Annotated in this window: 21 protein-coding genes, 1 pseudogene and 1 riboswitch; of the genes and pseudogenes, 10 read left to right on the top strand and 12 right to left on the bottom strand. The window is 60.7% G+C overall.

Translation table 11 applies throughout. The annotated features are described in order from the left end of the window. Window positions 1-434 (top strand): type I secretion C-terminal target domain-containing protein (locus tag L6D63_RS24155; protein WP_236170403.1); only part of this gene is annotated, 434 nt, incomplete at its 5' end. Between the two features lie 110 nt (window positions 435-544). Here L6D63_RS24155 and L6D63_RS24150 read toward each other — a convergent pair. From L6D63_RS24150 to L6D63_RS24130, 5 genes are all read right to left on the bottom strand, one after another. After that, a complete protein-coding gene (locus L6D63_RS24150) occupies window positions 545-3,277 on the bottom strand; it encodes a winged helix-turn-helix domain-containing protein (RefSeq protein WP_131671062.1) in 2,733 nt (910 codons plus the stop codon). Window positions 3,278-3,480: 203 nt separating this feature from the next. After that, complete coding sequence (locus L6D63_RS24145; protein ID WP_047296448.1) at window positions 3,481-4,845, bottom strand: DUF1329 domain-containing protein; 1,365 nt, start codon at window positions 4,843-4,845, stop codon at window positions 3,481-3,483. Window positions 4,846-4,871: 26 nt separating this feature from the next. Continuing rightward, complete coding sequence (locus tag L6D63_RS24140; RefSeq protein ID WP_131671061.1) at window positions 4,872-6,761, bottom strand: DUF1302 domain-containing protein; 1,890 nt, start codon at window positions 6,759-6,761, stop codon at window positions 4,872-4,874. Between the two features lie 338 nt (window positions 6,762-7,099). Then, on the bottom strand, window positions 7,100-8,782 hold the full coding sequence (locus L6D63_RS24135; RefSeq protein ID WP_131671060.1) for a fatty acid--CoA ligase: 1,683 nt from the start codon (window positions 8,780-8,782) through the stop codon (window positions 7,100-7,102). 147 nt (window positions 8,783-8,929) lie between these two features. Further along, a complete protein-coding gene (locus L6D63_RS24130; protein WP_121187144.1) occupies window positions 8,930-10,114 on the bottom strand; it encodes an MFS transporter in 1,185 nt (394 codons plus the stop codon). Between the two features lie 100 nt (window positions 10,115-10,214). Between L6D63_RS24130 and L6D63_RS24125 the strand changes: the two genes are divergently transcribed. Further along, on the top strand, window positions 10,215-10,979 hold the full coding sequence (locus L6D63_RS24125) for an AraC family transcriptional regulator (protein WP_121187146.1): 765 nt from the start codon (window positions 10,215-10,217) through the stop codon (window positions 10,977-10,979). Window positions 10,980-11,073: 94 nt separating this feature from the next. Here L6D63_RS24125 and L6D63_RS24120 read toward each other — a convergent pair whose 3' ends face one another. Continuing rightward, a complete protein-coding gene (locus L6D63_RS24120; protein WP_047296457.1) occupies window positions 11,074-11,703 on the bottom strand; it encodes a LysE family translocator in 630 nt (209 codons plus the stop codon). A gap of 271 nt (window positions 11,704-11,974) precedes the next feature. Here L6D63_RS24120 and L6D63_RS24115 point away from each other — a divergent pair, with 271 nt between their 5' ends. The 3 genes from L6D63_RS24115 (at window position 11,975) to L6D63_RS24105 (ending at window position 14,809) form a co-directional block, all read left to right on the top strand. Then, entirely contained in the window at window positions 11,975-12,940 is a 966-nt protein-coding gene (locus L6D63_RS24115; protein WP_131671058.1) for a 2-hydroxyacid dehydrogenase, read from the top strand. Between the two features lie 33 nt (window positions 12,941-12,973). Next, complete coding sequence (locus L6D63_RS24110) at window positions 12,974-13,972, top strand: class I SAM-dependent methyltransferase (RefSeq protein ID WP_047296460.1); 999 nt, start codon at window positions 12,974-12,976, stop codon at window positions 13,970-13,972. 39 nt (window positions 13,973-14,011) lie between these two features. After that, a riboswitch (yybP-ykoY riboswitch) is annotated at window positions 14,012-14,136 on the top strand. Window positions 14,137-14,224: 88 nt separating this feature from the next. Beyond that, window positions 14,225-14,809: a TMEM165/GDT1 family protein gene (locus tag L6D63_RS24105; RefSeq protein ID WP_047296462.1), complete on the top strand. Its 585-nt coding sequence runs from the start codon at window positions 14,225-14,227 to the stop codon at window positions 14,807-14,809. 188 nt (window positions 14,810-14,997) lie between these two features. On the opposite strand, the gene L6D63_RS24100 is transcribed toward L6D63_RS24105, so the two are convergent. Continuing rightward, the gene (locus tag L6D63_RS24100) at window positions 14,998-15,816 is read right to left on the bottom strand and encodes a M48 family metallopeptidase (RefSeq protein ID WP_131671057.1); all 819 of its coding nucleotides are present in this window, start codon (window positions 15,814-15,816) and stop codon (window positions 14,998-15,000) included. Window positions 15,817-16,001: 185 nt separating this feature from the next. Between L6D63_RS24100 and L6D63_RS28865 the strand changes: the two are divergent. After that, a pseudogene (locus L6D63_RS28865) lies at window positions 16,002-17,366 on the top strand (methyl-accepting chemotaxis protein); the annotation flags it as partial. A gap of 12 nt (window positions 17,367-17,378) precedes the next feature. Further along, window positions 17,379-18,221: a methyl-accepting chemotaxis protein gene (locus L6D63_RS28860; RefSeq protein WP_371851365.1), complete on the top strand. Its 843-nt coding sequence runs from the start codon at window positions 17,379-17,381 to the stop codon at window positions 18,219-18,221. 88 nt (window positions 18,222-18,309) lie between these two features. On the opposite strand, the gene L6D63_RS24090 is transcribed toward L6D63_RS28860, so the two are convergent. The 3 genes from L6D63_RS24090 to L6D63_RS24080 are packed head-to-tail and all read right to left on the bottom strand — an operon-like array spanning window position 18,310 to window position 19,422. Beyond that, window positions 18,310-18,933: an SOS response-associated peptidase gene (locus L6D63_RS24090; protein ID WP_047296465.1), complete on the bottom strand. Its 624-nt coding sequence runs from the start codon at window positions 18,931-18,933 to the stop codon at window positions 18,310-18,312. A 36-nt stretch (window positions 18,934-18,969) separates the two neighbouring features. Beyond that, the gene (locus L6D63_RS24085) at window positions 18,970-19,230 is read right to left on the bottom strand and encodes a putative signal transducing protein (RefSeq protein ID WP_047296466.1); all 261 of its coding nucleotides are present in this window, start codon (window positions 19,228-19,230) and stop codon (window positions 18,970-18,972) included. 9 nt (window positions 19,231-19,239) lie between these two features. Next, window positions 19,240-19,422 (bottom strand): CPXCG motif-containing cysteine-rich protein, encoded by a 183-nt coding sequence (locus L6D63_RS24080; RefSeq protein WP_096797159.1) that lies wholly within the window; start codon window positions 19,420-19,422, stop codon window positions 19,240-19,242. 142 nt (window positions 19,423-19,564) lie between these two features. On the opposite strand from L6D63_RS24080, the gene L6D63_RS24075 reads away from it, so the two are divergent. Next, on the top strand, window positions 19,565-20,728 hold the full coding sequence (locus L6D63_RS24075; RefSeq protein ID WP_179294961.1) for a 1-acyl-sn-glycerol-3-phosphate acyltransferase: 1,164 nt from the start codon (window positions 19,565-19,567) through the stop codon (window positions 20,726-20,728). Window positions 20,729-20,872: 144 nt separating this feature from the next. Here the strand turns inward: L6D63_RS24075 and L6D63_RS24070 are convergent, their stop codons facing one another. Then, window positions 20,873-21,151 (bottom strand): hypothetical protein, encoded by a 279-nt coding sequence (locus tag L6D63_RS24070; RefSeq protein WP_007967709.1) that lies wholly within the window; start codon window positions 21,149-21,151, stop codon window positions 20,873-20,875. Window positions 21,152-21,345: 194 nt separating this feature from the next. On the opposite strand from L6D63_RS24070, the gene L6D63_RS24065 reads away from it, so the two are divergent. Further along, window positions 21,346-21,552 (top strand): hypothetical protein, encoded by a 207-nt coding sequence (locus L6D63_RS24065; protein WP_047296561.1) that lies wholly within the window; start codon window positions 21,346-21,348, stop codon window positions 21,550-21,552. Window positions 21,553-21,729: 177 nt separating this feature from the next. Here the strand turns inward: L6D63_RS24065 and L6D63_RS24060 are convergent, their stop codons facing one another. Further along, window positions 21,730-22,314 carry a YajG family lipoprotein gene (locus L6D63_RS24060; protein ID WP_025109324.1) on the bottom strand — a complete coding sequence of 195 codons (585 nt, stop codon included), beginning with the start codon at window positions 22,312-22,314 and terminating at the stop codon, window positions 21,730-21,732. Window positions 22,315-22,517: 203 nt separating this feature from the next. Here L6D63_RS24060 and L6D63_RS24055 point away from each other — a divergent pair, with 203 nt between their 5' ends. After that, the gene (locus L6D63_RS24055; RefSeq protein ID WP_041072422.1) at window positions 22,518-22,751 is read left to right on the top strand and encodes a hypothetical protein; all 234 of its coding nucleotides are present in this window, start codon (window positions 22,518-22,520) and stop codon (window positions 22,749-22,751) included. Window positions 22,752-22,840: the final 89 nt, after the last annotated feature.

The following is a 22,840-nucleotide window of genomic DNA, read 5'->3' as shown; positions in this document are numbered from 1 at the left end:
AGAATCTGCTGTTGGTCGGCGGCAGTAACCTCAATGGCACCGGCAACACCCTCAACAACACTATTACCGGCAACGCTGGCAACAACCTCCTCGACGGTGGCGCCGGCATCGACACTCTGATTGGTGGCGCAGGAGCCGATACCTTCGTGTTCGCTGCAGTCAATGAAATGGGCATCGGTGCCAATCGCGACGTCATCACCGACTTCAACAGCCAGCAGGGCGATAAGATCGACCTGACGAAGTTCGATGCCAATCTGCTGAGTGCCGGCGTCAACGGCTTCAACTTCATTGGTGCAGATGCCTTTACGGGTGCGGGGCAGTTGCGCTTTGTTGATCACGTCCTGTCGGGCAACGTCAGCGGCAACGCTGGCCCGGACTTCGAAATCCAGCTTGTCGGCGTGAATACGTTCAGCGCGCAAGATCTGGTGGCCTAACGGTCTGATTGAAAGCTATTTCGGCCTGACGACAGGCTGAAATGGACAAACGAAAACGCCCCGACTTGTTCGGGGCGTTTTTTGTTTTTAAAGAAATGGTTTTTGCAATGCTAAACCAGCAGCCCGAGTTCCTTGGCCCGCGCCACCGCCTGCGTACGCCGCTCGACCCCCAACTTGCTGTTGATATGGCTGGCATGGGTTTTCACGGTGTGCAGTGAAATGAACAGTTGCTCGCTGATTTCCTGATTGGAACAGCCCTGGGCAATCAAACGCAGAACCGCCAGCTCCCGGCTGCTGAGTTGTTCGGCTGCGGTGGACTCGACCACTGGCCGAGTCGCCACCAGCGGAAAATGCGCCAGTAACGGTTGTCCTGCCAATGCCGGCGAAGCATGCAATTGGCTGCGCAACCAGTCCGGATATTCTCGGATCAGTGCGTCAAACGGCTGTATCACGCCGCCAGCCGCCGCTTCCAGCGCCTGACTCAATACTTTGCGTGCTTCCGGTTCGCGGCCAGTGCCCAGCAACAAGGCGACCTTCTGCGCCAGCGCCATCACACACAGCAACTGTCGACCGGTTTGCTGACCGCTTTCCAACAGCACATTCAACCGTCCTTCGGCGAGCATCGGCTGCCCTTGAATCACATCGAGCAGCGCTTGCTGCAGTTCGACATGCAATGGCAATTGAGGATGAAATTCCGGTGGCGCCGCTGCACGCTCGCCGGTATAGGTCTGACCAAGACGCGCCAGCCAGGCCTCGGCCAGATCGGTACGGCCCTGCACCAGCCACAGTTCGCATTTGACCAGGGTGATCATCGCCAGGTAGTAGATCGGTGGCACATCCCAGATATGCATCAGGCGCTCGGCTTCGGCGAGTTCGGCAAAGGCCCTGGCAAACTCGCCTGAGCTGCCGTCCAGACGAGCGATCACGCAGTGGCCGATCAACACACTGATATCGCGACAGGCCCGCGCTTCGGCCAGACCGCTCAGCAATCGAGCCCGGGCCTGCTGGGGTTGCAGGCGCATGGACAACAGAAAACCTTCGTACAGCGTCAGCCGCGCACGCACCGCATACAGACGTTGCGGGGACAGTCCACGCAACCGTTCCAGGCCCTGATGCACCTCATCCAGCGCGCGCAGTATTTCCCCGCGCGACTGCAGTACCCGCGCCCGGTCGTAATGCGCCAAGGCTTCGAACAACGGATTGCCGACCCGCTGCGCCAGTTCGAGGGATTCGCGATTCAGGCCCCGGGCGCGCCACAGGTCGCCGTCGGCGATCGCCAGATTGGACAAGGTCGACAGGCACATCAGACGTTGCCCGTAACGTTTTACCGGCAGGCTTTCCAGCGCTTCGCTGCAATAGCGTTGAGTCAATTCACGATGACCACGCCCACGAGCGATGATCCCGCTGAGCGCCAGCCATTGTGCAAGCATCGACTTCTGCGCAGAGGCCGAAGGCGCGGGCAGGAAGCGACTCAAATGACTGGCCAGCTCTTCAGCGGCATCCAGCTGACAGGCCAGCCCCAGCGCCCAGCTGTACAGAACGATCAAGCGGGGTGTACTGATCAACAGGCTGTCGGGCAAGTCCATCTTCCAGCGCAGCAGCATGCCGATATTCTGCTCGGCGAGCAGTTGTTCCTCGGACAGGTTCTGCACCAGGTTCGCCGCCACATCCAGATGGCCGGCGCGCAAGGCCTGCTCCACCGCTTCGTCGAGCAGCCCTTGAGCATTGAACCAGCGGCAGGCGCGCAGATGCAGGGTCGCCGCCGGCACCAGCGTCTGGGTCACGGGCCGGCTGCGCAGCAGATCGGAAAACAGATGGTGATAGCGATACCAGTGACCGTGCTCGTCCAGCGGCACCAGGAACACCTGATGCGCCAGCAGAAACCGCAGGATTTCGGCGCTGTCGTGGGCTTCACGCACCGCGTCGCACAGTTCGCTGCAAAAGCGTTCCTGAGGCGCGGTGTCGTAGAGAAATGCCTGTACCTCGGCGGGCAGGCAATCGATGACTTCCTCCAGCAGATAGTCGCGAATCAGCCCCTCCCCGCCGTTCAGCGCTTGCGGTAACGCGGCCTCACTGCCGGCTTCAGATGCCGCCAGCAACCAGAAACGCAGCCCAGCCACCCAGCCTTCGCTGCGCTGGATCAGGTTTTCCAGGGCTTCACCGCGCAATGAACTGCTGTGTCGATCAAGCAGGGTCAGTGCTTCGTCATGGGTCAGTCGCAGATCCTGCTCGTGCAGTTCCAGCAGTTGCCGCGACAGGCGCAGGCGCGCCAGATGCCAGTCCGGGCGCTGCCGACTGGTGACCATGACCAGCAAGCCATCGGGCAGATGATTGAGGAAAAACTGCAGGCAGCGGTCGAGCACCGGGCCTTGGGCGAGATGGTAATCATCGAGCACCAGCAACAGTGGCGCCGTTGGCTGCAGTTGCAGCGCCAGCTCATCGAGCAAGCCGTCGAGCCATTCTTCGAAGGCAAACGGTTGATGGCGCTGGCGCATCTTCAACAGACCCAGCGCGCGACTGCCCAGATTCGGAAAGTAGTCCTGCAACCCCTCCAGCAAACGCTCGAGAAAACGTCCCGGATCGTTATCCCGCGGGCTCAGGCCCAACCAGAGGCTTCGCCAGTGCGCCGGCAGGCTCTGACAGAACTCCACCGCCAGCGAGCTTTTGCCGAAACCTGCTGGCGCACAGACCAGCAACAGGCGCCCCGCAAGCCCCGCACTCAGGCGCTCACACAGACGCGGTCGCAAAACGTATCCGTCGGGCAGTGGCGGGCGAAAAAAACGCCCGTCCAGTGTCGCGACGGCAGCGCTTGCAGGATCCGGAAGCGGGGACAGATCAGTCATGGCCGGCTCTTGTTTGAATGGCTGTTGGCGGCGTAGCAGATGTCCGCAGACTAGCGGTAAACGTAGAGGGTTTGAAGGTTATTGCTACAAATGGCTACAAAAAGACTACGAGCCAGCAGGCGCTCGTGCACAAAATCGCGACGAAAAAAAACGCCCCGAACCAGTCGGGGCGTTTTTTCGAGGATGCGGCCTCGGGTCAAAGCTTAGCGGATACCGTCCTGGCCCAGGTTGCCCGGCTGGAATTCGCTCTTGGTGGCAGAGAAACCGAAGTCATACGCTGATTTCTCTTCGTTCTTCATGCCCAGCGCCAGGTAGCGACCCGATTGCAGGTCGTACAGGGCTTCCAGCGCGTACCACGGCACTTGCTTGTCGTAGTAATCCTCGGCATGCGCCTCGGCCACACGCCACAGCTGACCGCGACCGTCGTAATGGTCGATGACCGCTGCCTGCCAGGTGTCTTCGTCGATGTAGAAGTCACGTTTGGCATAGATGTGGCGCTGACCCGGTTTCAGGGTAGCGACCACGTGCCAGACCCGACGCAGCTCGTAACGGGTCAGATCCTGATTGATGTGACCGGCCTTGATGATGTCGGCGTACTTGAGGGTCGGCGAGTCGATCTTGTAGCTGTTGGAGGCGATGTACATCTCTTTCTTGCCTTCCAGCGCCCAGTCGTAGCGATCCGGCGCACCGTTGTACATGTCGAGGTTGTCGGAAGTGCGCAGACCATCCGCGGCAGTACCCGGACCGTCATAGGACACTTGCGGTGCCTGACGTACACGGCGCTGGCCAGTGGCATAAACCCAGGCCTTGCGCGGTTCCTTCACCTGGTCGAGGGTTTCGTGCACCAGCAGCACGGTACCGGCCAGACGTGCCGGCGCGGTCACTTTCTGCTTGAAGTAGAACAGGATGTTGCCCGGGTTGGCCGGATCGTAATCCTTCATCTTGTCGCGGAACACGAACTGGTCCTGGAAATACACCAGACTGAACGAGCCGTTGGTTTGCGGCGTGGCCTGGGTGACCAGACGGGTCACGCTGCCACCGCGATAGCGGGTGATGTGGTTCCAGATCACCTCCAGACCGCTTTTCGGAATCGGGAACGGCACGGCAGTGTCGAAGTTTTCCAGACCGTTACCGCCGGCAACCAGATTGGTGGTGGTGGCGTTCTTCTTGATCGCGGCAAACACGTCATCCGGCACGGTCGAGCCGCGATGGGACGGGTACACCGGCATCTTGAAGGTATCCGGGTAGCGCTTGAACATTGCGTACTGGCCCGGAGCAAGCTTGGCCTTGTACTGCTCGACGTTCTGCGCGGTGATGGTGAACAGCGGTTTTTCACTGCCGAACGGGTCGGACAGGAAACCCTTGCTGTCGACGGTACCGGCATTTTTCGGCAGCGGTTTCCAGGCCGGGATCGAACCGTCGGCGTTACCAGCCATTTCAGCGCCCATCGGCGTCAGGCTTTTGCCCAGTTTGTCGGCTTCGGCGGCGGGAACGGCCGCCATGACGCTGGTCGCCAGCAGCGACAGCCCCAGAACACCGGCTTGGAACAGACTCTTTGTTATTTTCATATGTGTTCGTCCTGAAAAAACTGTGCTTAGAAGTTCACGCCAACACTGAGGGCAACGAAGTCACGATCGTCCACGGTCGTGTAGTCGCCGCCAAAGAAGTTGGTGTAGGCCAGGCTCGCCGTGTAGGTGTTCTGGTATTCGGCATCCAGACCGAGGCTGATCGCCTTGCGACCTTCCTCGAAGTTGCCGCCAGGGCCTGGCGAGTAGCCTTTCACGTCATGCGACCAGGCCACGTTCGGCTTGAGGTTCACACCGGCGAACACGTCGCTGTAATCCCAGATCGCACGAGCGCGATAGCCCCACGAGGTCGAGGTGGTGAAACCGTCGTTGTTGCAGTTGCTGGACACGTTATCGCGCGACGCCCCCGGACCGGCACCGTTGATGGTCGAGGTGTTGAGGATCTGCGAGCAGGTGTTCAGACCGCCAGTGGCAGGCAACTCACCGGGGCCGAACACCGGGTCGCGGCCGTAGCGGGCTTCGGATCTGCTTTCCAGACCACCGACGTGGGTCACGCCGACCTCACCCACCAGGGTCAGGCGGTTGGCGCCCATCACCTGATCGAAGAAGTGCGTCAGGGTGGTTTGCAGTTGGGTGATCTCTTTGCGGTTGTAACCGTGCAGGTCCTGGCCCGGCACGCCGTTGAGGACCGATGCATTGCTCAACGCACCACCCAGCGGACGCACGCCGGCGAACAGGATGTCGGTGGAGTTCAACTGTACCGGCGCATTCGGCCGGTAGCTGACCTCACCGCTCCACGCCGTACCGGTAGGCAGGGTGGTGGAGAAGCTCAGACCGTAGAGGCGAATGTCTTCAGGGTATTCGATGAAGTATTCCGAGTTGCCCGCGACCACCAGTGGCCCCAGCGCCCGGAATGGCCCCGGCAATGCCGCCACGCCGTTATAGATCGACTGTGGCGCGCCGGTGGCGCTGAAGATCGGCGCGCGGCTGTGATAGTTCATGAAGTAGGCACCGAACTCGGTGGCCAGTGGGTCGAACATGTACTTGGCGGAAACGCCCCACTGTCCGCTGTCACGCGCATTGCGATTAGGCGAACGGCGCACCAGCACACCCTCTTCGTTGACGTCGACACCCGCGCCTGCCAACGGGCCGAGCGCGATGGCCGGGATGGTCGAGCGCTTGTTCAATACCCGCAGGTTGTCGTCGCAACCGGTAGTGACGATGTCCGGCTGCGAGAAGAACGTGCCGCAGTTGTCGGTGACGGTCTTCTGCCAGTCGATCTGATAGAAACCTTCGGCCGAAAGGTTTTCGGTGAGGCTCTGCGACACATAGAACATGTTGACCGGGATCAGACCTTCCTTGATCTCGGTACCCGGACGACGAAACGCGGACACGTCGATCGGGTTGATCGAGTTGATGCCACCGCCGATGAAGGTACTTTCGCCCCAGTTCACTACCTGCTTGCCCAGGCGCACCGAACCTGGCTCATCGGCAATCGAGTAGTTGTGGTAAACGAAGGCGTCGAGGATCTGCCCGCCGGAAGAACGCGCCGCCACATCGCGGTTGTGGTTGCTGACGTCCTTGTATTCCAAGTCCTGGTTCTGCAGCGCGAAGTCGTACCAGTATTTGCCCCGGACGAAGACCCCGGTGTCGCCGTATTTCAATTCGAGATCATGGATGCCCTTGAAGATCTTCGAGAAGGCTTGCCCGCTCTTGAAGTTCAGGTGGCCGTTGTCGGAGGTCTGGGACAAACCCTTGCCGCCGTTGTTGACACCAATAAGGTCCTTGTTCGGCTGCTGAGTCGAAATACTCATGCCCAGGGAGAGCGAAGAGTCGAACTGACCTTCGATTTCACCGACGTTGAAACTGACGCCGAATGCGGGCCCGGCGAGCGTAGAGGCAAGACTGACGGCCAGAGGCAGTTTAGCCCGGCGCCAGAACTGGTTTACTGATGTCATCGACGCTACTCCATGTGCATTATTGTTATGGCATTGAGTACTTTTAAAAACGCCTGGAAGACCGGGAGCCAGTAGCCGCCCGACGTCACTCCAAAGTTGCATCGCCCCGTGTCGTGCGTGTGCCCCGTTCTTAAAAATCCTTGAGCGGACTATAGCCAGCAGGTGGGTATCGCTTGATCCCTCTAAAGTGTGATTTGCAGCTGCCAGCCACTCTGGAACAGTCCTTTCGCCAGTCCGACAGATGTCGGCCCGGCAAGGATGGCTGATTTTTTCGATTTAACAAGCCAAGCGCTTGCTTGGTGGGTCTGGCGCGCCGTTTTCGGCGCGCCAGCAGACACTCAAAGTGTCGAGAGGAAGGTGCTGTTGTTGGCCTGCCATTCGGTGATGTCGAGGCGGATGCGCTTCTTGTCGAGCTTGCCGACACTGGTCTTGGGAATTTCCGTAACAAGGGCGATCTGGCTCGGAATCGCCCACTTGCTCAAGTGCCCCAATTCCACGAACGGCTTGAGGTGTTCCTTGAGCTCGCGCGCGCCGATCTCGTGACCTTCGCGGATCACCAGCAGCGCAAACGGCCGTTCGCCCCACTGCGGATCAGCGATGCCCACCACTGCTACTTCACGTACCGCCACATGACGGCTGATCAGGTCTTCAAGGTCCAGCGAAGAGATCCACTCGCCGCCGGTCTTGATCACGTCCTTGATACGGTCACGGATGTCGATCACGCCCATGCTGTCGAGCGTTGCCACATCGCCGGTGTGCAGCCACCCGCCGGCCCACAGTTCGGCGCCTTTCTGCGGCTCGTTGAAATAGCCTTCGGTCAGCCACGGCGCGCGTAGCACCAGCTCGCCCTGGGTTTCGCCATCGGCGGGGAGAAAGTTGCCCTCGGCGTCGACGATCGCCGCTTCCACCAGCGGCCCAGGCACCCCAGCCTTGATCCGGTAAGTGGTGCGCTCATCTTCGGTGCCGGCCATCAATTCATCGTTGAGGTGCGCACACGAGACCAGCGGCCCGGTCTCCGACATGCCGTACGCCGCCGTCAACTGAATGCCCCGGGCCTTGGCGGTTTCATACAGCGTGCGATTGAGCGCACTGCCGCCGATGACGATTTTCCAGCCGCCGAAATCGATGCCCTGCGCGCCTTTGGCGTTGAGCAGCATTTGCAGGATGGTCGGCACGCAGTGGGAGAACGTGACCTTCTCCTTGCGCCACAGCTCGACCAGGAACTCCGGGTCGTAACGCCCCGGATACACCTGCTTGAGCCCGAGCATCGTCGCCACGTACGGCAAACCCCAGGCATGCACATGGAACATCGGCGTGATCGGCATGTACACGTCATTGGTGCCGAGCAGGCGCACGCTGTCGATCGCGCCCATGATCGTCGACACGCCCATGGTGTGCAGCACCAGTTGCCGATGGGTGAAGTACACGCCCTTCGGATTGCCGGTAGTACCGGTGGTGTAGAACGTGGTGGCGACGGAGTTCTCGTCGAAATCCTGAAAGTCGTAGTGCGCACTGGCGGCGGCCAGCAGTTGCTCGTACTCGCCGACCAGATTCGGCAGCTCGGCGGTCTTTTCCGGCAGATCGGTCAGCAGCAGGGTTTTCTCCACCGTGGTCAGGTGCGGCGCGATGGCCTGATACAGTCCGACGAACTCGCTGTTGACCAGCACGAAGCGGTCCTCGGCGTGGTTCATGGTGTAGAGGATCTGCTCCGGCGACAGCCGTACGTTGATGGTGTGAATCACCGCGCCGAGCATCGGGATGGCGAACATGCATTCCAGGTAGCGATGGCTGTCCCAGTCCATCACCGCCACGGTGTCCCCCGCTTTCACCCCGGCCGCCGTCAACACGTTGGCCAGCCGCGCAACCCGCTCGATCAGGGTCGGATAGCTGTAACGCAACTGGTCACGGTAGATGATCTCGCGGGTTTTCTCGTAACGGGCGCCGGACATCAGCAACCGCTTGATCAGCAATGGATACTGGTAGGCCCCATCGGCCGGGGGAATGACGCGAGTCTGCAACATATGAATCCCTTTTCTGGCTGCACGGTGTTGGCGTAGAGAGCATTACTCTAGAGCCGTTATACCCCAGCCAAATCAGCCGAAGGAATGATTTGCACAGCCGTACAAATGCTAGCTTTGCGCCAGCATTTGCCGGTATTTCAGCGCCGATCAGGCCGTTTGCCCTACAGCCGCTTCGGAAGGCGTCCGTGGGAAAACCAGCGCAGCAAGGAAGGTCAATGCGCCGAAACCCGCCAGAATCAAGTAAAGCCCTGCGAAACCATGACGCGGCTCGACATAGGCAATCAGCGGAATCGCTGTCGCACTGGCGCCGAACGACAGGCAGTAACGCAGGGCGAAGACCCGTGACTGCCACTGCGGCGCGACAAAATTGGCGACCATCGAGTCGTTCACCGTGACCTGACCGAACACCACGAACATGAACGCCGCACCGAGCACGATCACTGCCCAGCCATCGACATACGCCATGGCGTACAACAGCGGCGCCTGAAACAGCGTCAACACAATAAACGGCCATTTCAGGCTGACTCGGTGCAACACCTGGCCGATGCTCAACTGCGCCACTGCACCAAAGGCATACGCCAGGCTGACCACCACGCCGAGGGTTTGCGGCGAGGCGAACAAGTCATGCAGACGTTCCTGAAACAGCTTCGGGTAGGTCATGGTGGTGGCGTTGAACACTACACCGCCGGTGGCCGTCGCCAGTGCCAGCACACCAAACACCATGAGCATCGAAATCCGCTGCCCGGCAGCGCCCTTCAGTGCGGTGTGCGGACGCTGCGGGATCGGCTCTTCGCGCACCTGCACGGCGAAGCCGATTCCCAGCATGATCGCCACCACGCCCGGTAACACAAAGGCCGAACGCCAGCCGAACTGCGCCACCAGCAAACCGGTGACCAGCGCCGAGAACGCCACGCCGAGGTTGCCCCACATGCCATTGATGCCGATCTCCCGCCCGCGATTCTGCGCGTAGGCCACCAGCATCGCGGTGCCCACCGGGTGGTAGATCGCGGCGAAAATTCCGATCAAGGTCAACCCGATCACCAGCATCGTCGGGCTGGTGCTCAGCCCGGTGAAGATTGCCGAGGCGCCGATGCCGAAGAAAAACACCAGCATCATCTGCCGCCGGCTCCAGTGATCGCCCAGCCAGCCGGCGGGTAACGAGCAGGCGCCAAAGGCAATGAACCCACCCAGGGACAGACCGATCAGCGCGGCGTAATCGAGACCAAAGGCCTGGGTCATGCCGAGCACGGCGGCGGGGAAAATCAGCATGAACATGTGATCGATCACATGGGCAGCATTGACGTAGCGGATCACGTTTCGGGATTGGTTCATGGCGGCACGCTTTAGTTTGTTATGGGCGAATGGTTGTCAGCGGCTTTATGCTAAGTTGGCGAAAAAGCGCATACCTGCCAACCAGGTCATCGAATCCGACATGTTGATCAGCCACTTCGAACACGCCCCGGTGAGTGCCTATCCCCGGGATTATCTGGACGGCGCGCACCAGCCGCTGCACCTGCACCGCGAGGCGCAGTTGCTGTATGCCGTCAGAGGGATCATGCGGGTGGTCACCGCCCTCGGTGCCTGGGTGATTCCGCCAAGCCGCGCGGTATGGATTCCGCCGCAGGTCGCGCACGAGATATTCATGTCCGGCGATGTGCAGATGCGCTCGCTGTTCATTGCCCCCGAGCTGTCACCGGCCAGCCTGCAACAGTGCTGCGTGCTGGCGGTGACGCCGTTACTGCGCGAGCTGATCCTGCGCGCCGTACAAGGCCCGCCGCACGCGGACAATCCGCTGATCCAGCAGTTGATGCTGGAAGAGCTCGCCAGCCTGGAAAACCTGCCGCTACACATTCCAATGCCCACCGACCGACGCCTGCAGAACATCTGTCTGGCGTTGCTGGACACCCCGGATCACCCCAACACCCTGGAAGACTGGGCGCAACAGGTCGGCGCCAGCTCACGCACTCTGGCGCGGCTGTTCCAGCGACAATTGAAGATGAGTTTCAACGCCTGGCGCCAGCAACTGCGCCTGATGGAAGCGCTGCCGCGCCTGCTAGCCGGGGACAGCGTGCAGCGCGTGGCGCGGGACCTGGGGTACGGCAGCGCGCGGGCGTTCAGCGCGATGTTTCGCCGTTTGCTCGGGGAGAATCCTCGGGATTATCTGCAAACCCTGAGCAAGCTGAGCGAACTCGTGTAGGAGCTGTCGAGTGAAACGAGGCTGCGATCTTTTGATTCTGCTTTTAGAAGATAAAAAGATCGCAGCCTGCGGCAGCTCCTACAGTGAGTGTTGATCAATGCATCTCGGTGAACGCCAGTTTCACGCCGATCGCGATCAGCACCGCACCCATGGTGCGGTCGAACCAGTGGCCCATGCGGGCGAAACCGGCGCGTACGCGTTGCTGGCTGAACAGCATCGCCACCAGACAGAACCAGGTCGCAGTCGCCACCGCCAGGTAAACCCCGTACCCGGCCTGCACTGCCAGCGGGGTGTGCGGGTTGATCACCACGGTGAACAGTGAGAGAAAAAACAGCGTGGCTTTCGGGTTCAGGCCATTGGTGACGAAGCCTGAAGTGAAGGCGCCGCGCGCGGTACGCACGCCAGCTTCCTTGTGCAGGTCATCGGTAACGGTTTTCGTCGGCTGCGCGCGCAAGGCTTTGAAACCGATGTACAGCAGGTAAGCGGCGGCGGCCCATTTCAAGGCGTTGAACAGCACGATCGACTGCGACACGATCAGGCCGATGCCCAGCAGCGAATAACCCACATGCAGGAAAATCGCCGTGCCCACACCCAGCGCGGTCCAGGTGCCGGCGCGACGACCATGGGTCACGCTCTCGCGCACCACCACGGCAAAGTCCGGGCCGGGACTGGCCACGGCCAGCAGGTGGATCAGGGCAACGGTCAAGAACTCGGTCCAGTACATGGGGGCTCCTCTTTAATGAGTAAAAACAATTCATCAACTGGCTCAAACCCTGTGGCGAGGGAGCTTGCTCCCGCTCGGCTGCGCAGCAGCCGTAACCTGAAACACCGGTGTGCCTGACACAGTAAGGTGAATGGGTTTGGGTCTGCTTCGCAGCCCAGCGGGAGCAAGCTCCCTCGCCACAGGGTATTGCGGGCGCTGTGCGTAACCAATTGTTTCATCTGGTAGGCTCGGCAGATTACGCCTTCCGTTCCAAGCACAAAAGGTACAGTTGATGATGAACCCGCGCCGCGCCGTATTCCTCGATCACCCGTCTCTGGATCTCGGCGATCTTGACCTCAGTCCGTTGCGCGCCTGCTTCAGCGATCTGCAGTTGTTTGCCCAGACCTTGCCCGAACAGGTCAGCGAGCGCCTGCAGGGTGCCCACGTGGCCATCACCAACAAGATCCGCATCGACGCCGCCGCGATGGCCGCCAACCCCGATCTGCAACTGATCCTGATTACCGCCACCGGCACCAACAACGTTGATCTGGACGCGGCTCGCGCCCACGGCATTACCGTGTGCAACTGTCAGGGTTACGGCACGCCGTCGGTGGCGCAACACACGATCATGTTGCTGCTCAACCTCGCCACCCGCCTGGCCGATTATCAAAAAGCCGTTGGCGATGGTCGCTGGCAGCAAGCCAGACAGTTCTGCCTGCTGGACTACCCGATCGTCGAACTGGAGGGCAAAACCCTCGGTCTGCTCGGTCATGGCGAGCTCGGCGGCGCGGTCGCAAGGCTGGCGGAAGCGTTCGGCATGCGCGTATTGCTCGGGCAGATTCCCGGCCGCCCGGCACGCCCGGATCGTCTGCCACTGGACGAACTGCTGCCGCAGATCGACGCCCTGACCCTGCACTGCCCGCTTAATGAACACACCCGACACGTCATCGGCGCCCGCGAGCTGGCGGCGATGAAACCCGGCGCCTTTGTGGTCAACACCGCTCGCGGTGGTTTGATCGACGAGCAAGCCTTGGCCGATGCCCTGCGCAACGGTCACCTCGGCGGTGCGGCGACCGATGTGCTCAGTGTCGAACCGCCAGTCAACGGCAACCCGCTGCTGGCGGGCGATATTCCACGGCTGATCGTCACCCCGCACAACGCCTGGGGCAGTCGCGAAGCACGGCAGCGTATCGTTGGCCAATTGACCGAAAACGCCCAGGCGTTCTTCAGCGGTACAGCGCTGCGGGTCGTCAGTTGATAAACTGCGGCACTTTTTTTCCAAGGAGCAGTTATGGATCCGCGCAGTGAAGTACTGCTTCGTCAGGCCGAGTTATTCCAGGGTTCGCTGTTGCTGGCCGGTTTGCCCGCCGACGATTTGCTCGGGCGTTTGCCGAATGCGTTCGGCTGGTGCTGGCACGCCGGCGATCAGGCGGCACTCGATGCACGTTTCGAAGGTCGCAGCCATTTCGGCGTAAACGTGCCGGAGCGCGCGTTCGACAGCGCCGTGGTGTTTTTGCCCAAGTCCAAGGACCTGACCGATTACATCCTCAATGCCGTGGCCGCACGTCTGCCCGGGCGCGAGGTGTTTCTGGTGGGGGAAAAACGCAGCGGTATCGAAGGCGCATCCAAGCAGCTCAACCCGTTTGGCAAACCGCGCAAACTCGACAGCGCGCGCCATTGCCAATTGTGGCAAGTGACCGTGGCCAACGCGCCGGAAGCCAAATCGCTGGAAAGCCTGGCGCAGACGTACGAGCTGCCACTGGCCGAAGGCCCGCTGAAAGTCATCAGCCTGCCCGGTGTATTCAGTCATGGCCGGCTGGATCGTGGCAGCGCCCTGCTGCTGGAACACCTGGACAAACTGCCGAGCGGTCATCTGCTGGATTTCGGTTGTGGCGCCGGGGTTTTGGGCGCGGCGGTCAAACGGCGTTATCCGCACAATCAGGTGACCCTGCTCGACGTCGATGCCTTCGCCGCCGCCAGCAGTCGTCTGACTTTGGCGGCAAACGGTCTGGAAGCCGAAGTGCTGACCGGTGACGGCATCGACGCTGCCCCCATGGGTTTGAACGCGATTCTGAGCAACCCGCCGTTCCATGTCGGGGTGCATACGGATTATTTCGCTACTGAGAATTTGCTGCGAAAAGCAGCCAAACATCTGAAAAACGGCGGTGAACTGCGCTTGGTTGCGAACAGCTTCCTGAAATATCAGCCATTGATCGAAGAGCACCTGGGCGTGTGCGCGATCAAGGCCGAAGGCAATGGTTTCCGAATTTACCGGGCCAAGCGCGGCTGAAAATTAGCACTTGCCGAATGGATTCTGCCTAGGCAGAATCCGCTCCGTCCTAGGGGAGTAGTCTCCCACGAGCGCCAAGCTCGTCCGGCATACGTCAACATACTTGATCCTCAGATCATGGCGTATGCGACCCCAGCGTCCGCACCAGACGGATCGCAGGGTTTGACAAGACCTATGACACGCACACCTTACCCGGGGCGGGAAGGCTGTACGTGTCATAGCCGTGTCGACCCGCCCCTTAGGAAAATCCTGATGCTGGACTCGTTACTCGTTCCCACCGCAATCGTTGCCTTGGCCGAAATCGGCGACAAGACGCAACTGCTCGCGCTGATTCTCGCCGCTCGCTTTCGCAAACCCTGGCCGATCATTGCCGGTATCGTCGCCGCGACCCTGGCCAACCACGCAGCAGCCGGTGCGGTAGGCGCCTGGTTCGGCAGCTTCTTCTCCGACTCGGTGTTGCACTGGATTCTTGCCGCGAGCTTCGCCGCCACTGCACTGTGGACGCTGGTCCCGGACAAGATGGATGACGATGAAGCCAGCACCGCGCGCAAGTTCGGGCCCTTCCTGACCACGCTGATCGCGTTTTTCCTCGCGGAAATCGGTGACAAGACGCAGATCGCCACTGTGATGCTGGCGGCGCAATACCCTGAGCTGTGGCTGGTGATTATCGGCACCACGGCAGGCATGCTGATTGCCAACGTGCCGGTGGTATTGGCGGGTAACTTTGCTGCGGAGAAATTGCCACTGACGTTGATCCGTCGCCTGGCGGCTTCGGCGTTCTTCATTCTGGCGATTGTTGCGGTGTACAAGGCGATGCAGAGCAGCGGCTGGGTTTAACCCTATCCACTGAACCCCACAAAATCTGTGGTGAGGGGATTTATCCCCGATGGGCTGCGAAGCGCCCCAAAGCTGACCACCTCGGTGTACCTGGTACACCGCAGTCATAGGTTTTGGGGCTGCTTCGCAGCCCATCGGGGATGAATCCCCTCACTACAGCAGCAGGTTCGACTTGCCCGGAATGCCTATCAGGACTTCGGGGCTTTCTCGTACAGCGGCATTACCTTCGGAATCGCCGCCTGCAACGAAGCGATCCGGCTGGACGAAGCCGGGTGAGTGCTCATGAATTCCGGCGGCGCGCCTTCCGAGGCCTTGCTCATCTTGTTCCACAAGGTGATCGCGGCATTCGGGTTGTAGCCGGCGCGGGCGGCCAGTTCGAGGCCAATCAGATCGGCTTCGTTTTCATTGGCGCGACTGTTGGGCAAGGTCATGCCGTAGTTGGCCACGGTGTCGGCCAGCGCCAGGCTGTCCTGGCCCAGACCGAACAACGCGCCGGCGCCCTGCTTGGCCATCTCGATCCCATAAGCCTTGGACATCGCTTCACGACCGTGCTCGCGCAGGGCGTGGGCGATTTCGTGGCCCATGACTGCGGCGATTTCATCGTCGGTCAGCTTCAGGCTGTCGATCAGTCCGGTGTAGAAAATGATCTTGCCGCCGGGGCCGCAGTTGGCGTTGAGCTCATCGCTTTTGATCAGATTGACTTCCCACTGCCATTGCGCCGCATCCGGGCGGAAATTCGGCGCCTGAGCGATCAGCCGGTTGGCAATCGTCTGAACCCGCTTGGCCTCCGGGCTGGTCTTGTCCAGCACGCCTTTGCTCGACGCCTCGCCGACGGTCTTCTGATAGGACTGGGCATACATCTGGTCGACCTCTTGCGAGGACAGCATGCTGAACATGTACTGCTTGCGCTCCACGCCCACGGCTCCGCCGCTGGTGGTGTTGACCGACTGACAACCGGCCAGCAACAGCGCTGCGCTCAGTGCACTTACAACCAATGTCTTGTTCATTCAAAAGCTCCCTGAAAACCTGCCGCGTATCCTAGGCGGGTAATTGTATCGGCGCCAGATACAACAGACGCGTTGCAGCGTCTTTCGGAAGTTTCCCACGACTGCTGTCGTAAAAAATTCACAGCAACCGGCCTGCCTGCTGCCGCTGCGTCGCGCACCGATCCATTTGCGACATCACCCACCGAATGTTCCGCTCGCGACTCATGGCGCAATGCCTGCTGCCGATACAAAAGCGCAGACGTCCTCTTGCGTGCGGAGCTCCCATGAAGTTCAAGTCGATCCAGTTTTCCGTCGCCGCCCTGGCCGGCGCCATCGTTCTCAGCGTGGTCGCCGCGCTGGTGCTGTACGCGCTGTTCTCCGGCGCCCGCACCCAGGAGATGGTGCAACAGCGCACGCAGGCGCAGTTCGAGCAGGTCATCGAACAGCGCCTGACCTCGCTGGCGCAGACCCAGGTCAGCCAGATCCAGCGCGAACTCGAAGCGCCGCTGCTGATTGCCGGCGGACTGGTTCGGGTCAACGCGCTGCTCGGCACACCGGGCGCCGACGGCCAGCCGCGACTGAGCATCAGCCGCGAGCAGTTGATCAGTCTGATCAAGGAGAACGTCGAGCAGAACCCGAAGATTCTCGGCACTTATATCGGCTGGGAGAAAAACGCTCTGGACCACAATGACGCGGCCTACATCGGCAGCGCCGTGGTCGGTATCGACCCTGCCAACGGACGCTTCCTGCCGTGGTGGTTCCGCAATACCGATGGCAGTCTGGGCGTGGACAAACTGGCCGATGTCGACGATCAGAAAACCCTGTCCACCGGGGTACGCGCCAGTGAGTACTACCTCTGCTCCAAGGAGACGAAAAAGCCCTGCGTGATCGATCCGGCGCCGTACAAAGTCGGCGACAAAGTCGTCATGCTCGCCTCGTTCATTGAACCGATCATGCTCAACGGCGCGTTCCAGGGCATCGTCGGCGCCGACCTGTCGGTGAACTTCATTCAGGACATGCTTCTCGCCGCCAACCAGAAGCTGTACAGCGGCGCCGGGCAAATGGCCCTGATCGGCGGCAACGGCCGGATCGTGGCCTACACCCAGGACCCGAGCAAATTCGGTGAAAAGATCAGCGACATTCTCGACGCCGAACAGATTGCCAACATGGCCAATCTCAAACGCGGCGAAGTCACCTACTCCGTCAACAAGGACAAGGGCCGCATCGAGTTGTACCTGCCATTCGGCATCGGCCAGACCGACGCGCACTGGACCCTGATGCTGCAACTGCCGTTGAACGCGGTAATGGCCGACCTGCAGAAACTTCAGGCCGACCTCGATGCCCAGCGCAAATCTGACACCTTTGGCATGGCCATGGTCGGTCTGATCATCGCCGGCATCGGCCTGCTGGTGATCTGGCTGGTGGGCCACGGCATCGCCCGCCCCCTGAAGCAGATGGTCGCCATGCTCGATGACATTGCCAAAGGTGAAGGCGACCTGACCCGCCGCCTGAGCAGTGATCGCAGCGATGAACTCGGTTCGATTGCCAAAGGCTTCAACACCTTCCTCGCCAAGTTGCAGGCGATGATCACGCAGGTGGTGACGTCGGTGCAGAGCGTCAGCGATTCCTCCGAACACACGGCCGACATCGCCATTCGCACCAACATCGGCATTCAGAAACAAATGGCCGAGATCGATCAGGTCGCCACGGCCGTGCAGGAAATGACCGCCACTGCGCAAGACGTGGCGCGCAACGCCACCCAGGCGGCGCAAGCCGCCAGCCATGCGGATCAGGCCGCAGGCCAAGGCATGCAGATCGTCCGTGATACCTCGAATTCGATTGGTGCGCTGGCGCTGGAAATCGGCAAAGCCGTGGGCGTGGTGCAGACCCTGGCCAAGGACAGTGAAAACATCAACGCGATCCTGACTGCCATTCGCGGGATCGCCGAGCAGACCAACCTGCTGGCGCTGAACGCCGCGATCGAAGCGGCGCGTGCCGGCGAACAAGGGCGCGGCTTTGCCGTGGTGGCGGACGAGGTGCGCAATCTGGCGCAGAAGACCCAGAAGGCCACCGAAGAAATCCAAAGCATGATCCAGCAACTGCAACAGGGCACCCGCGACGTGGTGCGGGTCATGGAGGACAGCCAGAACCGTACCGACGAAAGCGTGCAGCACGCGGCGAAAGCGGCTGAAGCGCTGGAGACGATTACTCAGGCGGTGTCGGTGATCAATGACATGAACACGCAGATCGCCAGTGCCGCTGAAGAGCAAAGCGCCGTGGCGGATGACATCAACCGCAACGTGATCAATATCGGTCAGGTGGCCAATGAAGTGGCGGGCGGTGCGGATGAGTCGAGTTCGGCGAGTGCCGGCCTGACCAAACTGGCGGAGCAGCAGCGGCGGTTGATCAATCAGTTCAAGGTTTAACAGCAAGATCAAAAGATCGTAGCCTGCGGCAGCTCCTACACCAATCCTGTAGGAGCTGCCGCAGGCTGCGATCTTTTCGCTTTTCACCTCAACCCGGGGTCAGACACTCCGGCCCATTGAGCTTCGGATCATTCACCAGATTCGCCAGCACCCGCTCGCGCAATGCCGCCGGCTCACTGGCGAGCAAGCCCTGCAGCACATGCAACGGCGTCGCAGGATCGAGCCAGGCCGCCTGCCCCGCCTCATCGAGAATCAACGGTCGGCGCTGACTGGCCGCCGGCTGGGTGATGACCGCGGTGCTCAGCCACACCTGTTCCTGCACCGGGTACGCCTCCCAGATCGCCGCGAAAAACAACGACGAACCCTCTCCGGGCGTCAGCCAGTACGGGCGCTTGCGCAGATTGCCGCGCCATTCGTAGAAACCGTTGGCCGGCAGCAGACAACGGCGCAGGCGCAGCGCTTCACGGAACATCGGCTGTTCGGCGACGGTTTCCGCCCGGGCATGCGCCGGGGTTTTCGACAGATCGGTCAGCCACGGCGGCGTCAGCCCCCAACGGGCGCGGGCCAGCGTGCGTTGGCCGTCGGCCTCGGCACGCAGCATCAACACCGAATCACTGGGAGAAATATTCCACTGCGCCTGCTGATCGGCGGGAAATCCGGGCAGGGCCGCGAAGTCGCGGTTCCAGCGAAACAGGGCATAACGTCCACACATGGGGCAACACGACTCAGCAATAAAACGAACGTCAGCCTAACAGACCAGCGTCCCGGGGAAGCTCTCCGGTTCATCGCCGGGCAGCGGCAGCGCGGCATTGTACGCGGTGATCAGCTCGCGGGCGTATTCGGCATGATCGTTATCGACCGACAACCCCAGCAGGCCAAAAATCGGCAACTCCCCCGTGCCGCCGAGCAGATCCCGGCCCACCAGGTGCGCCTCGATGCCTTCGCTGGCGAGCATGCCCTTGAGCATCTCGCCTTCCATCAGGTTTTCCGGCTCGTAGATTCGCTGCATGGGCGCCCCTCATTCGTTTTCACTGAACACTTCCAGAAACCAGTCCTCGCCGTGAACCTGCAAGACAAACGTGATCGGTCGACAACACACCTGACAGTCCTCGATGTAGGTCTGATCGCCTGCGGACAGGTCCACCGTCGTTTCGACCTCTTCACCACAATACGGACATTCATACAGTGCGCTTTCCAGCATCGCGGTCTCCCAGGTGACTTGTGCGTATAATCGCCGGTCTATTTGCAGGGCTATTTTTGTCTGGCTACTTTTTCAGACCGTGCCCCGTTGGTTTTCGATCAAAACCTTTACTTACCCTAGCCGTTTCCAACAAGAGAGCATGATGGGCGAATTCGATGCCATCCGACCTTACGACGACAGCGAAGTACCTGTGGTACTGGCAAGACTGCTCGGCGACAAGGCGTTTCTAGATATCCTCACCCACTTCCGCTTCCCGCGTTTTGCCGGTGCCTTCGGCTGGATGCTCAAACCACTTATAGCCCATCGGCTGCGTCGTGAGTTCGCCAGCGTGACCTCGGTGGCGACGTTGCAGGACAAGATCGAGTCCTACGTCGACCACACCATCGAGCGCGCCACCGACGGCGTGACCTACACGGGTGTCGAGCAATTCAAGTCCGGCAGCGCTTATCTGTTTATCGCCAACCACCGCGACATCGTGATGGACCCGGCCTTCGTCAACTATGCGGTGTACCACGCCGGCCTGCCGACGCCGCGCATCGCAATCGGCGACAACCTGCTGCAAAAGCCCTTTGTCAGCGATCTGATGCGCCTGAACAAGAGCTTCATCGTGCACCGTTCGATCACCGGGCGCCGCGAGAAGATGGCGGCGTATCAATTGCTGTCGGCGTACATCAACCACTCGATCCGCAACGATTGCGCCTCGATCTGGATCGCGCAGGCCGAAGGCCGGGCCAAGGATGGCGACGACCGTACCGAGTCGGCGATCCTCAAGATGTTCCACATGAGCCGCAAGGACGAGCCGTTCGGCGAAGTGATCCAGTCGCTGAACCTGACCCCGGTGTCGATCAGTTACGAATACGACCCGTGCGACCAGGCCAAGGCCCGCGAGCTGTACATCCGCGCCACCACCGGCACCTACGCCAAGGCACCGGGCGAGGATGACGTGAGCATTGCCAAGGGCATTACGGGCTACAAGGGCCGGGTGCACGTGAACTTCGCGGCGCCGATCACCGAGCTGTTCGAAGACACCAAGCAATTGGCGGTCGAGATGGACAAGCAGATTCTCGGTGGTTATCGCCTGTTCCCGGTGCATTACCTGGCATATGCGCAGTGGGCCGACGCCGATCCGCAACTGAACGTGCCGAAGGCTGCCGAGCTGTTCCCCGCCGATGAACTGGCCAAGGCGCAGGAAGAATGGCAGAGCCGTCTGGATGCCTGCCCTGAGGAGCACCGTCCGTATCTGGTGCTGCAATATGCGACGCCGGTGCGTAATCAGTACCGGGTGAAGGCTGGATTGCCGTTGTAAAAACTGTTGGCAAATCACTCTGTGGCGAGGGGATTTATCCCCGATGGGTCGCGAAGCGACCCCAGGATTCTGCCTGAATAATTATGGGCCTGCTGCGCAGGCCATCGGGGATAAATCCCCTCGCCACAAGGTTTTGCATTCACTTCAGAAGCGCGTGCTGATCCAGGAGACGATCAGGGCCAGGCCGAGGCAGGCAAAACCGAAGCGGTAGAAAAAGCGGTTCATGCGCAAGGTCGCCCAATCCAGAATCGGTTCGGCGTTCGGTTGGGCCTGGCGCTGAGCGGCGATGCTGGCCATGGCGCGTTGTTCACGACGGCGGGTCGCATGCAGCAGCCAACTGCCCGGGAAAGCCAGCGCCAGCGCCAGCAGGTTGATCAATTTGGCGGGATGGGCGGTAAACAGCGTCATCAAGTGCAGCGACATCACAGACCTCGGATCTGAATCAGTGTGGCAGGCGCCCGATCGACGACCGCGGCGCGGATTCTACCGAAACACTCCGCCACCGCCCTACCCTTTGCGACAAATAACCTGACAATCGACCGATGGCTGTCCTGTGTCACGGCATCGTCATTTACATCGGCCACCATGCGCGCCTCGAAACACACATGGAACGCGACATGCTTCACGCCGAAAACCAGGATCGCCTGTACCTCATCACCCCGTCCGACGAACAACAAAGCCTCGTCGGCAGTCTCGCCTTCAATGTTCAGGATCGCCACTGGCTGGTGTATTGCGCCCTCGGCGGGCATCAACATGCGGATTTGCCGGAGACTGATCTGCTGACGGGCGTGAGCGTGCTCGACTTCTACTCCCAGGCCGCCTGACCCACATCGTCCTCTGCAGGAGCTGCCGCAGGCTGCGATCTTTTGATGTTGTTTTAAAAATCAAAGTCAAAAGATCGCAGCCTGCGGCAGCTCCTACAGGGGATTAGCGTCGTTCTGCAGGCATGAAAAAGCCCGGCGCCATCACTGGCCCGGGCTTTTTCACATCAGCCGAACAGTTTACTCGGCTAGGATCTGACCCACGGTCGGGTCCTTGAACAGGCGAGTCAAGGCGTCGCTCAACACGTCGCTGACCAGCTTGGTGTTGGTTTCCTGGTTCGGCGCCATACCGAAACGCTGGTCCAGCGAAGCGCCGTAGCGGCCGCTGTAACGACGGTTGCCGCTCTGCACGTCGGAACGGAAGGTCGCGCCGATGGTGGCCTCGGTCACGTACATGCCTTCTTTCGGCGACTGGTACTTGAGCTCGGTCAGGGTCACGGTCAGTTGCGGCGCATTCATCGCGTTGCTGGTCGGGGTGAAGCCGAGCAGCCGCACGGCGGCTTCAGCCTGGGCCTGCAACTTCGGCAGGATCTGCTCGCGTTGTACAGTGATGGCGCTGGTTTCCGGGTACAGGCCGCCACGGGTGCCGAGGGTTGGCGACGGACGACCGTCAACCACGCGCACCACCACTTGCTGGCCATGGCCGACCGGGGCCAACTGCGTGGTCAGCTTCGGTTCCGGGCTCAGTTGTTGCGGGCTGTGGGCGCAGCCAACCAGGGTCAAACTGGTCACAGTGATCAAACCGAACAACAGGCGTTGCAACATGCTCTTTTCTCCAGAATCAGGCACAAACAGGCCGGCAGTATAGCGGTGGGCCACTGCGGGTAACCAGCACTCGACAGTGAATACTCAAATGTCTGACCCAGCCGAGAGAATGCGGTTCCTGTCACAGATTATTCACCGCCCATACACCTTGGCGTCACGGCCGCCTGGCAAGCTTCAAACCAGTCCCCAACAAGGTACTTGCCATGCGTTATCTGATCTCGTTGTTCGCGCCACGTCCGCTGCACCGCAGCTTCGCCCTGCTGGATCGCAACGGTCACTGCCAGGCCTTCAAACAGTGCAGCCTCAAGCCAATGGGTGACGGCTGGGTGGAAATCGAAGAAATCCGCCTCAACTGGTTGCACCAGCCGCTGCCCGCCAGCGCCCGGGTCATCGAGCAACAACCTCGCGCACGTGCCCAGGCGATGTTGAGCATCTGACCGGATGCCTAATAAAAGTCATTAAACTCGACCAACTGCCCGCATTTCTTCGATACAATCTCCCCCCGATTATAAGGACGTCTCCTGAT

The organism is Pseudomonas parakoreensis (assembly GCF_021602155.1).
GTDB lineage: Bacteria > Pseudomonadota > Gammaproteobacteria > Pseudomonadales > Pseudomonadaceae > Aquipseudomonas > Aquipseudomonas parakoreensis.
The sequence above is the reverse complement of the archived record's forward strand: the minus strand, read 5'-3'. Positions and strand labels throughout refer to the sequence as shown.

What these genes read in the sequence shown, in the direction of transcription:
- L6D63_RS24070 (WP_007967709.1), bottom strand. Translation starts at nt 21,151, where the DNA reads ATGTCGCTGCACTTGATGACGCTGTTTACCGCCCATCCCGCCAAATTG.
- L6D63_RS24125 (WP_121187146.1), top strand. Translation starts at nt 10,215, where the DNA reads ATGTTGATCAGCCACTTCGAACACGCCCCGGTGAGTGCCTATCCCCGG.
- L6D63_RS24115 (WP_131671058.1), top strand. Translation starts at nt 11,975, where the DNA reads ATGATGAACCCGCGCCGCGCCGTATTCCTCGATCACCCGTCTCTGGAT.
- L6D63_RS24085 (WP_047296466.1), bottom strand. Translation starts at nt 19,230, where the DNA reads ATGCAGCGAATCTACGAGCCGGAAAACCTGATGGAAGGCGAGATGCTC.
- L6D63_RS24150 (WP_131671062.1), bottom strand. Translation starts at nt 3,277, where the DNA reads ATGACTGATCTGTCCCCGCTTCCGGATCCTGCAAGCGCTGCCGTCGCG.
- L6D63_RS24130 (WP_121187144.1), bottom strand. Translation starts at nt 10,114, where the DNA reads ATGAACCAATCCCGAAACGTGATCCGCTACGTCAATGCTGCCCATGTG.
- L6D63_RS24090 (WP_047296465.1), bottom strand. Translation starts at nt 18,933, where the DNA reads ATGTGTGGACGTTATGCCCTGTTTCGCTGGAACCGCGACTTCGCGGCC.
- L6D63_RS24080 (WP_096797159.1), bottom strand. Translation starts at nt 19,422, where the DNA reads ATGCTGGAAAGCGCACTGTATGAATGTCCGTATTGTGGTGAAGAGGTC.
- L6D63_RS24060 (WP_025109324.1), bottom strand. Translation starts at nt 22,314, where the DNA reads ATGTTGCAACGCCTGTTGTTCGGTTTGATCACTGTGACCAGTTTGACC.
- L6D63_RS24105 (WP_047296462.1), top strand. Translation starts at nt 14,225, where the DNA reads ATGCTGGACTCGTTACTCGTTCCCACCGCAATCGTTGCCTTGGCCGAA.
- L6D63_RS28860 (WP_371851365.1), top strand. Translation starts at nt 17,379, where the DNA reads ATGATCACGCAGGTGGTGACGTCGGTGCAGAGCGTCAGCGATTCCTCC.
- L6D63_RS24075 (WP_179294961.1), top strand. Translation starts at nt 19,565, where the DNA reads ATGGGCGAATTCGATGCCATCCGACCTTACGACGACAGCGAAGTACCT.
- L6D63_RS24065 (WP_047296561.1), top strand. Translation starts at nt 21,346, where the DNA reads ATGCTTCACGCCGAAAACCAGGATCGCCTGTACCTCATCACCCCGTCC.
- L6D63_RS24140 (WP_131671061.1), bottom strand. Translation starts at nt 6,761, where the DNA reads ATGACATCAGTAAACCAGTTCTGGCGCCGGGCTAAACTGCCTCTGGCC.
- L6D63_RS24110 (WP_047296460.1), top strand. Translation starts at nt 12,974, where the DNA reads ATGGATCCGCGCAGTGAAGTACTGCTTCGTCAGGCCGAGTTATTCCAG.
- L6D63_RS24120 (WP_047296457.1), bottom strand. Translation starts at nt 11,703, where the DNA reads ATGTACTGGACCGAGTTCTTGACCGTTGCCCTGATCCACCTGCTGGCC.
- L6D63_RS24135 (WP_131671060.1), bottom strand. Translation starts at nt 8,782, where the DNA reads ATGTTGCAGACTCGCGTCATTCCCCCGGCCGATGGGGCCTACCAGTAT.
- L6D63_RS24055 (WP_041072422.1), top strand. Translation starts at nt 22,518, where the DNA reads ATGCGTTATCTGATCTCGTTGTTCGCGCCACGTCCGCTGCACCGCAGC.
- L6D63_RS24100 (WP_131671057.1), bottom strand. Translation starts at nt 15,816, where the DNA reads ATGAACAAGACATTGGTTGTAAGTGCACTGAGCGCAGCGCTGTTGCTG.
- L6D63_RS24145 (WP_047296448.1), bottom strand. Translation starts at nt 4,845, where the DNA reads ATGAAAATAACAAAGAGTCTGTTCCAAGCCGGTGTTCTGGGGCTGTCG.